This is a genomic window from Streptomyces typhae (assembly GCF_009755605.1).
Lineage (GTDB): Bacteria > Actinomycetota > Actinomycetes > Streptomycetales > Streptomycetaceae > Streptomyces > Streptomyces typhae.
Genome location: NZ_WPNZ01000003.1, coordinates 382,244 through 395,975 on the forward strand (window position 1 = coordinate 382,244; position 13,732 = coordinate 395,975).

The following is a 13,732-nucleotide window of genomic DNA, read 5'->3' on the forward strand; positions in this document are numbered from 1 at the left end:
AATTACTTCGAGGAGCGACCCACCTCGACCGTGATCGTCGAGCCATCCTTCGGCTGCTTGACGATCTTGATCCGAGTGTTGGTGTCAGTGACCTTGACACTTCCCGTGGGGTTCTCCGCGTACCAGTAGGTGCCCTTGCGGTCGTCGAAGACCGAGACGCCCTTCTTGGACTTGATCTTGAGCGGCACGTCCGCGTTGTGCAGCGTGAACGCGTCCGTCGCGTACTTCGAGAAGGGCGCGTCGAACGGCTGGATCTTGTTCCGGAGGAGCGTGCCGTCCTTCCACTTCATCGGCTTGGCGTGCGCGTCGACCGGCAGGATCAGACCCTTGCCGGGGTGCTGGCTGACGTTGTTGTCCTTCTGGGAGGTGTCCCACTGCCAGATCATCAGGCCGGTCTGGTACGGGTAGTGCTCGACCCAGTCGGGACGCGAGGCGGAGAAGCCGAAGTTGTACGGGCCCTTCTTCAGCGTCTCGTCGTAGCTCACGTACTGGCGGTTCTCGGCCAGGTAGTACTGGTCGTACTTCTTGGTGAAGGACTCGCCGATGCGCGAGAAGCCCTTCGCCTTCCAGCCGTTGTCGTCGCCCTCGGCGCCGTCCTCGAACAGCTTGGCGCCGTCCGCGGTGACCGTGAGGCCGTCGGCGGCGAAGCCCTTGCCCGCGGTGCCGCCGTCGGTGGCGTAGCGGAAGCGCAGGTCGATCTTCTTGCCGGCGTAGGCGTCCAGCGGGTAGACGAGCTTCTGGTACTTGGTCGAGGCGCCGGTCAGGGCCGGCTTGTCGCCCGCGTCACGGGTGATCTGCTTGCCGTCGGCCTTGCCGTCGACGGGCGTCCAGTTGGCGCCGCCGTCGGTGGACACCTCGGTGTAGAGGTAGTCGTAGTTGGCCTCGATGTCCCACCAGCCCTGGAGGGAGAGCTCGGCCTTGGACTTGCCGGTGAGGTCCACGGAGCGGGTGAGGGTGTTCTTCAGGTCGTCGCCCTGGTCGCTCCACCACTGCTTGGAGCCCTCGGCGGGCTTCACGATCGTGGTGGTGACGGCCTTCTTGGGCAGCTCGACGAGGAGCGCCTGGCGGTGCCGGGTGTTGTACTCCGACACGCCGAGCTTGTGCTCGGAGGTCGTCGCGGCCTTCGCCTTGGCGTAGTCGAGCCAGCCGAGCTGGAACTTGTCCCAGGCGGTCATGTCGCCGGGCAGGTCACCGATGGCGTTCTTGGCGGTGCCGAGCCAGGACCCGGCCGACATCAGCGACCAGAAGCCGACGGAGTTCTCGGCCTTGCCCGTGGTGTCGTACAGGTCGGGCAGGCCGAGGTCGTGGCCGTACTCGTGGGCGAAGACGCCGAGGCCGCCGTTCTCCGGCTGCATCGTGTAGTCGCCGACCCAGATGCCCGAGTCGCCGATCTGGGTGCCGCCGGACTTGTTGTCCGCCGGGCCCGTCTTGCCCGCGTCGTTGCCGTACGCGTACCAGCGGTGCGCCCACAGGGCGTTCTCGCCCTCGGCGCCGCCGCCCGCGGACTCGTCCTCGCCCGCGTGCACGATCTGGAAGTGGTCGATGTACCCGTCGGGCTCGTTGAAGTCGCCGTCGCCGTCGAAGTCGTAGCGGTCCCACAGGTCGTACTTGGCGAGGTCCGCCTTGATCTGGGCGTCCGTGCGGCCCTTGGCCTTCTGGTCCTTGACCCAGGCGTTCGTGCCGTCGCGCACCGCGTCCCACACGTTGGCGCAGTTGGAGTCGCCGCAGTAGTTGGAGCCGTAGCGGGCCTCGTTGTAGTCGACCTTGACCCAGTCGGAGACCTCGCCGTCGACCGAGTAGCGGCCGGAGGAGGTCTTCTCGTAGTAGGTCTTCAGCGAGTGCTTGGGCTTGCCGTTGGCGTCCTTGCCCTTGCCGAAGTACAGGTCCTTGAAGTGCTTCTGGTTGTAGTCCGCCTGCCAGGCCGTGCTGTTGTCCTTCGCACGGTCCGGCTTGGCTATCTTGTTGTGCGCGGGACCCGGCTTGCCGCCGTACTTCTTGACCGGCTGCTGGGGCCCGTCGGGACCGTCCGGGTCGTACATGGTGGTGTCGTCCACCTTGTTCCCGAACTCGACCAGGATCGTGAAGATCTTGTCGGTCTTCTCCCGGCCCAGCTCGACGTACTTCTTGTCGTCGAGCTTCACGACGTTCGAGCCGCCGCGCTTGGTGACCTTGGCGTCGCCCGCGACGACCTGCTCCAGGGCGGCCTTGCGCTGCTGCGCCTGCTGCTTGCTGAACGGCCCCTCGAGGTCGTGGTCGACATGGGTCTTGGCGTCCGCCGGGTCGCGGCGGTCGATGGCGGGCGCCTTGTCCGACGCGGACGCCTTGGCGGCGCTCCCGCCGTCGTCGGCAGCCGCCACTCCGTACGCCGAGAACGTCGCGGTCGCCGCCGCGAGAGCCACCGCAGCCGCGGCCGCTCGATACGTCCGTCTCTTGACTGTCACTTGATGCTGTCCTCCCCCGCGCCCGCGTTCACGGACCGAAACTTCCCGGTCGAGGAGAGGTCCGCGCGCGATATGCGCGTCACAAGTGACGACATTCGACCGGAGAGAACGGAGAAAAGACAGTCCTTGACTTGAACAGGCCAAGTGCTCTATACGCGATCACACATCCGGTATCCGGACGGCGATCACCGCCACACGGCGGCGCACCCGGGCCGCCCGCCGTCCACTCAACGGGCGCTCCCTACTGTCCAGTTGGCGGGACGCATGAATCGATGCGCCCCCTGTGCTCCGGTACCGTGCGTTAGGTCACGCTTACCGCTCGTTCCCGTCGGGCATGCAGGCGAATAGAGTCATTTCGACGGTGCGCACGGGTACTCGGCGAAGCTTCCAAGTCGCCGCCGTTAAGCACCCTTTGATTCTTATACGTCCACATCGTCTGGATCTCTCCCCCGCATCCGCTGTCCCGAGGACGGAACGCCATGTCTCGCCCCATGCCTCGTCCGACCGTCGCACAGCTCACCTACGGTTCCGCGACCGTCATCTGTAGTGCGCTCGCCATGCTGCTGCTCTCGCAGGCGACCTCGCCGCCGGGCGTCGCCGTCATAGTCTTCGCCGCGTTCGGCCTCGGGCTGCTCGTGGCGCTGACGGTGCCCCTGCCCGGCCGGGCCCCGGAGCAGGTCGCGTCCGCCGCGGCCAGTGCCCCGGTCCCGGCGGCGGTCTCCGCCGCACCCCCGGCCAGGTCCCCGGAGGACCGGATTCCGGTGCAGCGCACGGTGCTCGCCCCCGACCCGGTCACCCAACAGGCCCGCAAGGCCCACCCCGTACGCGAACCGGCGGGCCCGTGACGCCGTACGTGCCTCGCACGTGACGGCCGCCACGAACCCGCCGCATGCCGTACCGCCCGGCGCCGCCGCAGCGCCGGGCCGTACGCATGCCCGCTACCAGGACCTCACTGCACGGCGACCACCACGGTCTTGGCGGCCTTGTCGTGCAGGCCCTGCTTGTACGGCTTGTCGAAGAAGCTCCAGCCGCCGCAGATCGCCGTCCAGATGCAGGCACAGCAGAACGCGAACGGCAGCCACAGGACCGCGGAGCGCACGAGCGCCGTCTGCAGCGTCGGCGTGGCCCCGTCGTTGAGGTTGGCCACCCGCAGCTTCATCCACTTCTTGCCCAGCGTCTGACCCGTCCGGGAGATGAAGAAGCTGTCGTACGCCATGTAGAGCACGGCGGCCAGCAGGGACTGGCCGAATGACTTACCGGCCTCGACCTTGTCCGGGTCGAGGTCGTACTCGTTCGTGCCGAACAACAGCGTCAGCAGCCATACGACGATGCCGACGAGGATCATGTCGATGATGCGGGCGAGGACGCGCTTGCCGCTGTCCGCCAGCGGGGGCATCCCGGCGAGGGGGTCCTGGCCGCCCATTCCGCCCCCGTAGGGGTCGCCTCCGTACGGGCCGCCTCCGTAGGGGCTGCCTCCGTAAGGGCCGCCTCCTCCCGGGGGCGGAGTGCCGCCCGGGGGCGGTGGTGGCGGCTGCTTCCTGAAGGGGTCGTTGTCGTCGGGGTCCGGCGGGCCCGGGTATTGCGGCGGTTCGGTACTCATGCAGTGAGTGCACCGCGAACCGGCGGGGGCCGCATCCGACGTACGGCTGTCCGGGTTACCGGTCACCTGTCAGCCCGTCCGGCGTTTGAGGACGAGCCCGCAGGGCGATCCGCCCCAGCCACGGTCGGGCACCAGGCCCAGGGGCCAGGCTCAGCCCGCGACGAAGGTGTTCGCTGCCTTGTCGTGCCAGCACTGGTGCCACGGACGGTCGAACACGCACCACACCATGCCGACGATCCCGATGAGCAGCACGCCCGGCACGCTGTACACGAGCCACCGGCGCAGCGCCGCGCCGAACGACGGTGCCGCGTGCTCCTCGATGTCGCGGACCTCGATCCCGCACACCTTCTTGCCGAGGGTGCGGCCCCACTTGGCCGTGGGCAGCGCCTCGTACAGGACGCCGAAGAGCAGCAGCACCCCGAGCACGATGGCCAGGTAGCCGGCCGTCGTCCCGTCGAGCAGCCACACCGTGACCTGCTCCCCCGACAGCTTCGCCGCGTCGATCTTGCTGTCGATGTGGTCCGCCGCGCGCGTGCCGAGCGGCAGCGCCGCGCCCGCGGTGACGGCGGCCAGGACGACCGTGTCGATGAGCCGGGCGGCGAACCGCTTGCCGAGCGCCGCGGGCCGCGCCGCCGCCTGCGCCTGGGCCACCGCCGCGAAGGGGTCCGCCGCCACCGGCTTCCACGGCAGCACGGGGCCGTCGGCGCCCGGCGCCGGGAAGCCCCGTGCGGGCGGCTGCTGCCCCGGCGACTGCTGCTGCGCGGGCGGCTGGGCGAGCTGATGCACCTGCTGCGCCCAGGACGCCGCGCCGCCGCCGGGGCCCGACGTCACCGGGGAGCCGCCCGTACCCGGGGCGGCGGCCTGGGGCGGGGCCGCCTGTGGGGGAACGGGCTGTGCGGGGGCGGACTGGGCGGGCCCGGACTGCACGGACCCGGAGTGCGCAGGCCCGGACTGCGCGGGCGCGGAAGGCGCGGGCGCGGAAGGCGCGGGCCCGGACTGCTGAGGTACCGCCGTGCCGGAAGCCGCCCCCGACGGGGCGGACTTGGGCCGCACCGCCCGGATCGACATCGTGCCGTCCGTGCCGCCGTCCGCGTCCGGTGCCCCGGCGCCCCCGGGCTTCACGGGCCCCGTCGGCCTGCGGAAGGTCACCGTGCCCTCGCCGCTGGTGGGCTTCGGCACGCCGGGCTTGACGGCCCGGATCGTCACCGTGCCGGGGCCGTTGACCTCCGGGGCCTGCACGGCCTGGTGGGCCTGCTGGTCGCGGCGGGGCTCCTGGTCGCGGCGGGGTTCCTGGTCGTGGCGGGGCGTGCGGTCGCCGGGCGCCGGAGCCTGCGCCGGCTGCTCCGGCTCCTGCCGCGCCGGGGCCTGCTGCTGTGCCGGTACGCGCGGCGCGCCGCCCTCGTCCGCGCCCCCGCCGCCCGCCGCCGCGCCGGGCGCCGCCGCGGTGCCGGACACCCGTGGGTCGGGCAGCCCGGGTGCGCCCCACGACACCCGCTGGTCCTGCTCGCCGCCGAGACCGTTCTGCCGGGCGGAGTCCGCCTGCCAGGCCGTCGCGGGCTCGGGCCTGCTGCCGTGCTGCGCGTCACCGGCCGCGTCCACGGCCCCGGCGAGCGTGTACTCGCCCGTCGCCGGACCGGTCGTCTGCGTGACCCCGCCCGGCTCCTCGTCGAAGAACACCGGCCCGGTCTCCTCCACCGCCGCGGGCGCCCCGTGCGCCTGCCGCGGGGACGCCGACTGCGGGGGCGCGGGCAGCGGTTCACCGTCGGACGGCGCGGGACGGCTCGTTCCCGGTACCCAGGACGCACCGTTCCAGTACCGGACATATCCCGGAATGGACGGATCGGGGTAGTAGCCTTCGCGGGGCCTGTCGTCGCCGGGGGCCGGGGTTGGGGCGCTCATGTCCGTCGTCCCGTATCTGCTCGGGGGTCTTTGTGAGGCTCCACATCTATCAGACCTGCGTGTCCCGTCGGGCGGCTCCCGCCGCACCACCCCCTTCCGTGCACGGTTCCTCCCCGTACCCGGGCACGGTTCCTCCCCGTACCCGGCCGTCCGGCACCCGCTGCCGAAAAATCTTCCCGAACCCGCGTAATGACCGGCCCTCAGGGCGCTCTCACTCACTGCGGGCCCCGAACGGCCCCACGCAGCGAGAAAGGAAGCGCACCCGACATGCACACCGTGGTGGAACGCGAGCTCGAGCTCAAACTCGTCCTCTCGCCGGAACGGGCGATCCCCGTCCCGGCCCGACTCACCTACCGCACCGACGATCCCTACGCCGTCCACATCGCCTTCCACATCGGCTCCGAGAACCCGGTGAACTGGACGTTCGCCCGGGAACTCCTGGTGGAGGGGGTGTTCAGGCCCTGCGGCCACGGCGACGTACGGGTATGGCCGACGAAGGTCGACGGCCGGTCCGTGGTCCTGATGGCGCTCAGCTCACCGGACGGCGACGCCCTCCTGGAGGCCCCGGCGCCCGCCGTGTCGGCCTGGCTGGAGCGGACCCTGCGGGTGGTCCCTCCGGGCTCTGAGGCCGAGCGGCTCGGCATCGACGGCGGCCTCGCCGAGCTGCTCGCCCCCACCACAGGCCGCGCCGACGAGCTGTGGCTGCAGGACCCGTGGCCGAGTGACGAGTCGAACGAAGGAGGCGAGTGAACCGCAGGGATCAGAAGAGCTTGCCGGGGTTGAGGAGGTGGTGCGGGTCGAACGCGGCCTTGACGGCGCGCTGCATCTCGACGCCCACGGGCCCCAGCTCACGCACGAGCCACTCCTTCTTCAGGACGCCGACGCCGTGTTCACCGGTGATGGTGCCGCCGAGTGCGAGGCCGAGCGCCATGATCTCGTCGAAGGACTCGCGGGCGCGCCGCGACTCGTCGGGGTCCGCCGCGTCGAAGCACACCGTGGGGTGGGTGTTGCCGTCGCCCGCGTGCGCGCAGACCCCTATGGTCAGGCCGTACTTGTCGGCGATGCGCTCGACGCCTTCGAGCATGTCGCCGAGGCGTGAGCGCGGCACGCACACGTCGTCGATCATCGTGGTGCCCTTGACCGCTTCCAGGGCGGTGAGGGAGAGACGCCGGGCCTGGAGCAGGAGTTCGGACTCGGCCGCGTCCTCCGCCGGGACGACCTGGGTCGCCCCCGCGGCCTCGCACAGGGCGCCGACCGCGGCGAGGTCGGCGGCGGGGTCGGGGGTGTCGAAGGCGGCGAGGAGCAGGGCCTCGGTGGTCTCGGGCAGCCCCATGTGGGCCAGCGCGTTGACGGCACGGACCGTCGTACGGTCCATCAGTTCGAGGAGCGAGGGCACGTGCCCGGCCTCCATGATCCTGCACACGGCGTCGCAGGCCGCGGCCGCGGAGGCGAACTCGGCGGCCAGGACGAGCTGTTGCGGCGGCCGGGGCTTGAGCGCGAGGACGGCGCGCACGACGACGCCGAGGCTGCCCTCCGAGCCGACGAACAGACGCGTCAGGTCGTATCCGGCGACGCCCTTGGCGGTGCGCCTGCCGGTGCTGAGGAGCCGTCCGTCGGCGAGGACGACGTCGAGTCCGAGGACGTACTCGGCCGTCACCCCGTACTTCACACAGCACAGGCCGCCCGATGCCGTGCCGATGTTGCCGCCGATGGTGCACATTTCCCAGCTGGAGGGGTCCGGCGGGTAGGTCAGGCCGTGCTCGCCGACCGCGCGCGAGAGCGTGGCGTTGACGACGCCGGGCTCGACGACGGCGATCCGGTCGACGGGGCTGATCTCCAGGATCCGGTCCATCTTGACGAGCGACAGGACGATGCAGCCCTCGCTGGCGTTCGCCGCGCCCGACAGGCCCGTGCGCGCGCCCTGCGGGACGACGGGGACACGCAGGGCGGTGGCCGTGCGCAGCACGTGCTGGACCTGCTCGACGGTGCGTGGCAGGACGACGACGGCCGGGGTGCCCGCGGCGCAGAAGCTCGCCATGTCGTGCGCGTACGACGCGGTGACGTCGGGGTCGGTGAGGACGGCGTCCGCCGGGAGTCCTGCGTGCAGGCGGTCGATGAGGTCGCTCGGACCGGGGCCGCCGGCAAGGGCGCCGGGAGTGCCGTGGGCGTCGGCGGCGGGGGGCCCGGCGGGGCTCTCGGGCGTGCTGTGCGTGCCACTGCTCATGATCACAGCCTCGCACTCGGGGCCATCGGTGTGAACCCGTGTGCGACGCCGTTCGTGTGCCGGGATGCGCTCTTCGTATTGACGCACAGTGAACGCCATGGAGACCGAGGAGACCCCGCAGGACGGATCCGCCGCAGCGCCCACGCCGGGGCCGTCGGACAGGCGGGCCGTGCTGAGTTCGGACGTACGGATCCCCCGGCACCGGCGGACCTCGCGGGGCCAGAGCGGCTCGCGCGGGTCCCGGCGGGCCTTCCCGGGTGCTCCCGGTCCGTTCCGCTCCCCCGCCCTGCGGGGTGCCGTCGTGGGCACGCTGGTGGGCTGCGCCGTGCTCGGTAGTGTCCTGATGGTGCAGGGGCGCGGCGAGGACCCGGAGCCGCCCGCGCTCGGTCCCGCGGGGCGGGCGATGGCGGCGGTGGGGGCGGGGACACCGGCGGCGCTCGCCGACCTCGGGGCGCTCATCGGTGAGCGGGAGGCCCATCTGCGGGCGTATCCCGGCGACGACGACTCGTGGGCGGTGCTCGGCTCGGCCTATGTGGAGCGGGGCCTGAGGACCGCCGACTCCGGGGACTATTTGAAGGCCGAGCAGGCGCTGCGCACGTCGCTGAAGGCGCGGCCCGAGGGGAACGTGCAGGCCCTCACCGGCCTGGCCGCCCTCGGCAACGCCCGGCACGACTTCAGGGCCGCGAAGAAGTGGGGCGAGCAGGCGGTGCGGCTCGCCCCCCGGCGGTGGACGGCGCACGCGGCGCTCCTCGACACCTACCGGGGCCTCGGGGACACCAAGGGCGTCGCGCGCGCCCTCGAAAAGGTGCGCAAGCTGCGGTCGGGGGCGGCGGTGCGGGTACGGACCGGGACGGTGTTCCGGGACCGGGGGTGGCGCGAGGACGCGGCGGCGGCGCTCGCGGACGCGGCCGCGCTCGCGAAGACCCCGGCGGAGCGGGCGGTCTGCCTGTACGAGGTCGGGCAGCTGTCCTGGGAGCGGGGCGAGGCCGCCGACGCGCTGCGCCACTACGACGCGGCGCTCGCGGCCGACCCCGACCACCACCCGGCGCTGGCCGGGAAGGGGCGGGCCCTCGCGGCCCTCGGCCGCACGTCGGAGGCGCTGCGCGCCTACCAGGGCGCGCTCGCCCGGCAGCCCGCGCCCGAGTACGCGCTTGAGCTGGGCGAGCTGTACGAGTTCCTGAAGCTGCGGCCCGCCGCCCGTGCGCAGTACGACCTGCTGCGGACGCGGGTGAAGCAGGCCGGGCTCGGCGGCGTGAACGACGAGCGGGTGCTCGGCCGGTACGAGGCGGACCACGGCGATCCCGAAGCGGCGGTCCGGCGGCTCACCGCGGAGTTCAAGCGGCACGGGAGCCCGGAGAACGCGGACGCGCTGGGGTGGGCGCTGCATCGGAACGGGGACTCGAAGGCGGGGCTCAAGAAGGTGGAGACCGCGGTGAAGAAGGGGCCGCGCAGTGCGGTGTTCTTCTACCACCGGGGGGAGATCGAGCGGGCGCTGGAGCGGTACGGGGACGCGCGCCGGCATCTGAGCGAGGCGCTGCGGATCAATCCGCACTTCTCGCCGCTCGGGGTTCCCGCGGCGCGCAAGGCCCTGGAGGCACTCGGGGAGCCGCCCGAGGGCGGACCCTCCCAGGTGTACGCCCCGCCCGGGGAGGTACCGGCTCCGCTGCCGTCACCGAAGCCCTCGGGGAAGCCGAAGCCCCGGGCTTCGGCCGACTGACCGCCCACACCGGAATGGTCGGGGAAACGGGTGGGTGGGTGGAGGGCCCGCCGCGCTAGCGGCGGGCCCTCCACCCTGCTGCCGACCGGCTACAGGTTCCCGCGCTTCTCCTGCTCGCGCTCGATCGCCTCGAAGAGGGCCTTGAAGTTGCCCTTGCCGAAGCCCATCGAGCCGTGGCGTTCGATCATCTCGAAGAAGACGGTGGGCCGGTCCTGGACCGGCTTGGTGAAGATCTGCAGCAGATAGCCGTCCTCGTCGCGGTCGACGAGGATCTTCAGCTCGCGCAGGGTCTCCACGGGCACCCGGGTCTCGCCGGCCCACTCGCCGAGGGTGTCGTAGTACGAGTCGGGGGTGTCCAGGAACTGGACGCCGCCGGCCCGCATGGCGCGCACGGTGGCGACGATGTCGTTCGTGGCGAGCGCGATGTGCTGGACGCCCGCGCCGCCGTAGAACTCCAGGTACTCGTCGATCTGCGACTTCTTCTTCGCGATGGCGGGCTCGTTGATCGGGAACTTGACCTTGAGCGTGCCGTCGGCCACGACCTTGGACATCAGCGCCGAGTACTCGGTGGCGATGTCGTCGCCCACGAACTCCTTCATGTTCGTGAAGCCCATGACCTTGTTGTAGAAGCCCACCCACTCGTTCATCTTGCCGAGCTCGACGTTGCCCACACAGTGGTCGATCGCCTGGAAGGTGCGCTTGGCGGGCGGCTCGACCATGGGGTCGGCGGTGACGTAGCCGGGCAGGTAGGGACCGGAGTAGCCGGAGCGGTCCACCAGGGTGTGCCGGGTCTTGCCGTACGTGGCGATCGCGGCGAGCACGACGGTGCCGTTCTCGTCCTTGACCTCGTAAGGCTCGTCGATGCCGCGGGCGCCGTGCTCGACGGCGTACGCGTACGCGGCACGCGCGTCCGGGACCTCGATGGCCAGGTCGACGACGCCGTCGCCGTGGGCGGTGACGTGGTCGGCGAGGAAGGTGCCCCACTCGCTCGACGCCTTGATGACGGAGGTGAAGACGAAGCGCGCACCGCCGTTGGTGAGGACGTAACTGGCCGTCTCACGGCTGCCGTTCTCCGGTCCGGAGTAGGCCACCAGCTTCATGCCGAACGCGGTGGAGTAGTAGTGCGCGGCCTGCTTGGCGTTGCCCACGGCGAAGACGACCGCGTCCATTCCCTTGACCGGGAAGGGGTCGGCCTCGCGCGCGGTTTCGGGGGTGGTGTGAGTGGTCTGAGTCATAGTCCGAGGCTGCCGTCGAACCACAAGCTGCGCAATAGTTCGCGTAATCACTGGGCAATCTGTCCAGCACAGTGCAAGAGTCGGCGGGCGTTCTGTACAGGATGCTCATCAGGGAGGCGACATGGCGATCGATCATCTGGACGGCCGGCTCATCGTGCTGCTCGCGCGCGAGCCGCGCATCGGGGTCCTGGAGGCGTCCCGGCGCCTCGGCGTCGCGCGCGGCACGGTGCAGGCCCGGATGGACCGCCTTCAGTCGAACGGAGTCATCCGCGGCTTCGGCCCGGACGTCGACCCCGCGGCGCTCGGCTACCCGGTGACGGCGTTCGCGACGCTGGAGATCAAACAGGGCCAGGGAGCCGACGTACGGGCCCATTTGGCGACCGTGGCCGAGGTCCTGGAACTGCACACCATCACCGGCCACGGCGACATGCTCTGCCGTCTGGTGGCGCGCTCGAACGCCGATCTCCAACGTGTGATCGACCGCGTGGTGGGTTTTGATGGCATCGTCCGGGCCTCCACGGCGATCGTCATGGAGAACCCCGTTCCGCTGCGGTTCATCCCGCTCGTGGAACAGGCGTCCGGCGACGCGGTCGTGGGTAGCGACCGGTAGGGCGCCCGGGGTTCCCGGCGCCGTCCGGGCGATCTCGGCGAGGTGAGCGGCACGGATGAACTTCTGGGAGTACCTCGGCAACCGCCGTCAGCAGTTGCTGGCGGACGCCTTCCAGCACGCGAGCGCCGTCTTCCAGTGCATGGTGGTGGCCACGGCCATCGGTGTCCTGATCGGTGTGCTCACGTACCGCAGCCAGTGGGCGGGGAACCTCGCGACCACGGTGACCTCCACGATCCTCACCATTCCGTCCCTGGCCATGATCGGTCTGCTGATCCCGGTGGTCGGCCTCGGGGTCGCGCCCACGGTGACCGCGCTGACGCTGTACGGGCTCCTTCCGATCGTGCGGAACGCGATCGTGGGCCTGCGCGGGGTCGACCCGACCCTGGTGGACGCCGCGAAGGGCATCGGGATGTCGCGGCTGCACCGGCTCGTGCGGATCGAGCTGCCGCTCGCCTGGCCGCCGATCCTCACCGGCATCCGGGTCTCCACGCAGATGCTGATGGGCATCGCCGCGATCGCCGCGTACGCCTCCGGACCCGGGCTCGGCAACGAGATCTTCCGCGGCATCGCCTCCCTCGGCAGCAAGAACGCGCTCAACCAGGTGCTCGCGGGCACGCTCGGGATCATCGTCCTCGCGCTGCTCTTCGACGCCGTGTACGTCCTGATCGGCCGGCTGACGATTCCCAGGGGTATCCGTGTCTGAGACATCCGGACCGTCAGGACCACCCGCGGCCGCCACCGGCGCGACGATCGAGCTCGAAGATCTCACCAAGCGCTATCCGGGCAGCGCCGAACCGGCCGTGGACAGCGTGAACATGGAGATCAAGGCGGGTGAGATCGTCATCTTCGTGGGCCCGTCGGGCTGCGGGAAGTCCACCACCCTGAAGATGATCAACCGTCTGATCGAGCCGACCAGCGGCCGCATCCGCATCGACGGCGAGGACGTCACCGACATCGACCCGGTGAAGCTGCGCCGCAAGGTCGGCTACGCCATCCAGTCCTCCGGGCTCTTCCCGCACATGACCGTCGCCCAGAACATCGCCCTCGTACCGCGGATGATCGGCTGGAAGAAGGCGCGGATCACCTCGCGGGTGGAGGAGATGCTGGACCTGGTGGGCCTGGACCCCGCCGAGTTCCACGGCCGCTATCCGCGCCAGCTCTCCGGCGGCCAGCAGCAGCGCGTGGGCGTGGCCCGCGCGCTGGCCGCCGACCCGCCCGTGCTCCTGATGGACGAACCGTTCGGCGCGGTCGACCCGATCACCCGCGACCACCTCCAGGACGAGCTGATCCGGCTCCAGCACGAGCTGCACAAGACAATCGTCTTCGTCACGCACGACTTCGACGAGGCCATCAAGCTGGGCGACCGCATCGCCGTGCTGCGCGAGCGCTCGCACATCGCCCAGTTCGACACCCCCGAGGCGATCCTCACCAACCCGGCCGACGACTTCGTGTCCGGGTTCGTGGGCGCGGGGGCGGCCCTGAAGCGGCTGAACCTGACGCGGGTGCGCGACGTGGAGATGGCGGACGTACCGACGGTGACGGTGGACGACCCGCTCCAGCGGATCTTCGACAAGCTGCGGGCGAGCGGCACCAACGAACTGCTCCTGCTCGACAAGCGGCACCGCCCCTACAAGTGGCTGCGCCGCGGCGACCTGATGCGCGCCAGGGGCTCGCTGGCCCGCGCGGGCACCCTCGTGCACGACACGGTGACCCGCGACGCGACGCTGCGGGACGCCCTGGAGGCCGTCCTCACCGACAACGCGGGCCGGGTCGCCGTCACCGGCCGCCGGGGCGAGTACCTGGGCGTCGTCGACATGGAGACCCTGATGAACTCCGTGCACGAGATGCTGGAGGCCGACCGGCTCGACGCCCTGGAGCACCAGCACGAGCTGGAGGAGCAGCGCTCCCGGCTGACGCAGCACGAGCAGGAGGGCGGCAGCGGGGAGGCGACGGCGTGACGCCGAAGCGCCGGGGCGCACCCCGGGACCCCGAACCGCCCCACGCCG

General features: G+C 71.2%; 11 protein-coding genes. 6 read left to right on the forward strand and 5 right to left on the reverse strand.

Annotated features, from left to right (window positions below):
* Positions 1–2: 2 nt before the first annotated feature.
* On the reverse strand, positions 3–2,441 hold the full coding sequence (locus tag GPA10_RS08290; RefSeq protein WP_058848417.1) for an immune inhibitor A domain-containing protein: 2,439 nt from the start codon (positions 2,439–2,441) through the stop codon (positions 3–5).
* A gap of 479 nt (positions 2,442–2,920) precedes the next feature.
* Between GPA10_RS08290 and GPA10_RS08295 the strand changes: the two genes are divergently transcribed.
* Positions 2,921–3,286, forward strand: a complete 366-nt coding sequence (locus GPA10_RS08295) for a hypothetical protein (RefSeq protein ID WP_425505689.1) — start codon at positions 2,921–2,923, stop codon at positions 3,284–3,286.
* A gap of 104 nt (positions 3,287–3,390) precedes the next feature.
* Here the strand turns inward: GPA10_RS08295 and GPA10_RS08300 are convergent, their stop codons facing one another.
* A complete protein-coding gene (locus tag GPA10_RS08300; RefSeq protein WP_157164861.1) occupies positions 3,391–4,041 on the reverse strand; it encodes an RDD family protein in 651 nt (216 codons plus the stop codon).
* 150 nt (positions 4,042–4,191) lie between these two features.
* The gene (locus tag GPA10_RS08305) at positions 4,192–5,940 is read right to left on the reverse strand and encodes an RDD family protein (RefSeq protein WP_157164862.1); all 1,749 of its coding nucleotides are present in this window, start codon (positions 5,938–5,940) and stop codon (positions 4,192–4,194) included.
* A 267-nt stretch (positions 5,941–6,207) separates the two neighbouring features.
* On the opposite strand from GPA10_RS08305, the gene GPA10_RS08310 reads away from it, so the two are divergent.
* Positions 6,208–6,690 (forward strand): SsgA family sporulation/cell division regulator, encoded by a 483-nt coding sequence (locus GPA10_RS08310; protein WP_157164863.1) that lies wholly within the window; start codon positions 6,208–6,210, stop codon positions 6,688–6,690.
* Positions 6,691–6,700: 10 nt separating this feature from the next.
* On the opposite strand, the gene GPA10_RS08315 is transcribed toward GPA10_RS08310, so the two are convergent.
* A complete protein-coding gene (locus tag GPA10_RS08315) occupies positions 6,701–8,164 on the reverse strand; it encodes an FAD-binding oxidoreductase (RefSeq protein WP_246258900.1) in 1,464 nt (487 codons plus the stop codon).
* A 97-nt stretch (positions 8,165–8,261) separates the two neighbouring features.
* Between GPA10_RS08315 and GPA10_RS08320 the strand changes: the two genes are divergently transcribed.
* Entirely contained in the window at positions 8,262–9,881 is a 1,620-nt protein-coding gene (locus tag GPA10_RS08320) for a tetratricopeptide repeat protein (protein ID WP_157164864.1), read from the forward strand.
* Positions 9,882–9,970: 89 nt separating this feature from the next.
* Here the strand turns inward: GPA10_RS08320 and hppD are convergent, their stop codons facing one another.
* Positions 9,971–11,116 carry a 4-hydroxyphenylpyruvate dioxygenase gene (gene hppD / locus GPA10_RS08325; RefSeq protein WP_157164865.1) on the reverse strand — a complete coding sequence of 382 codons (1,146 nt, stop codon included), beginning with the start codon at positions 11,114–11,116 and terminating at the stop codon, positions 9,971–9,973.
* A gap of 121 nt (positions 11,117–11,237) precedes the next feature.
* Between hppD and GPA10_RS08330 the strand changes: the two genes are divergently transcribed.
* The 3 genes from GPA10_RS08330 to GPA10_RS08340 are packed head-to-tail and all read left to right on the forward strand — an operon-like array spanning position 11,238 to position 13,684.
* Positions 11,238–11,726: an Lrp/AsnC family transcriptional regulator gene (locus GPA10_RS08330; protein WP_058848410.1), complete on the forward strand. Its 489-nt coding sequence runs from the start codon at positions 11,238–11,240 to the stop codon at positions 11,724–11,726.
* A 55-nt stretch (positions 11,727–11,781) separates the two neighbouring features.
* Positions 11,782–12,429, forward strand: coding sequence for an ABC transporter permease (locus GPA10_RS08335; RefSeq protein WP_058848409.1), 648 nt, complete (start codon positions 11,782–11,784; stop codon positions 12,427–12,429).
* Positions 12,422–13,684, forward strand: a complete 1,263-nt coding sequence (locus tag GPA10_RS08340) for a betaine/proline/choline family ABC transporter ATP-binding protein (RefSeq protein ID WP_343040522.1) — start codon at positions 12,422–12,424, stop codon at positions 13,682–13,684. The genes GPA10_RS08335 and GPA10_RS08340 overlap by 8 nt, the downstream gene beginning before the upstream one ends.
* Positions 13,685–13,732 lie beyond the last annotated feature (48 nt).

What these genes read in the sequence shown, in the direction of transcription:
- GPA10_RS08300 (WP_157164861.1), bottom strand. Translation starts at nt 4,041, where the DNA reads ATGAGTACCGAACCGCCGCAATACCCGGGCCCGCCGGACCCCGACGAC.
- GPA10_RS08320 (WP_157164864.1), top strand. Translation starts at nt 8,262, where the DNA reads ATGGAGACCGAGGAGACCCCGCAGGACGGATCCGCCGCAGCGCCCACG.
- GPA10_RS08335 (WP_058848409.1), top strand. Translation starts at nt 11,782, where the DNA reads ATGAACTTCTGGGAGTACCTCGGCAACCGCCGTCAGCAGTTGCTGGCG.
- hppD (WP_157164865.1), bottom strand. Translation starts at nt 11,116, where the DNA reads ATGACTCAGACCACTCACACCACCCCCGAAACCGCGCGCGAGGCCGAC.
- GPA10_RS08305 (WP_157164862.1), bottom strand. Translation starts at nt 5,940, where the DNA reads ATGAGCGCCCCAACCCCGGCCCCCGGCGACGACAGGCCCCGCGAAGGC.
- GPA10_RS08315 (WP_246258900.1), bottom strand. Translation starts at nt 8,164, where the DNA reads ATGAGCAGTGGCACGCACAGCACGCCCGAGAGCCCCGCCGGGCCCCCC.
- GPA10_RS08310 (WP_157164863.1), top strand. Translation starts at nt 6,208, where the DNA reads ATGCACACCGTGGTGGAACGCGAGCTCGAGCTCAAACTCGTCCTCTCG.
- GPA10_RS08330 (WP_058848410.1), top strand. Translation starts at nt 11,238, where the DNA reads ATGGCGATCGATCATCTGGACGGCCGGCTCATCGTGCTGCTCGCGCGC.
- GPA10_RS08295 (WP_425505689.1), top strand. Translation starts at nt 2,921, where the DNA reads ATGTCTCGCCCCATGCCTCGTCCGACCGTCGCACAGCTCACCTACGGT.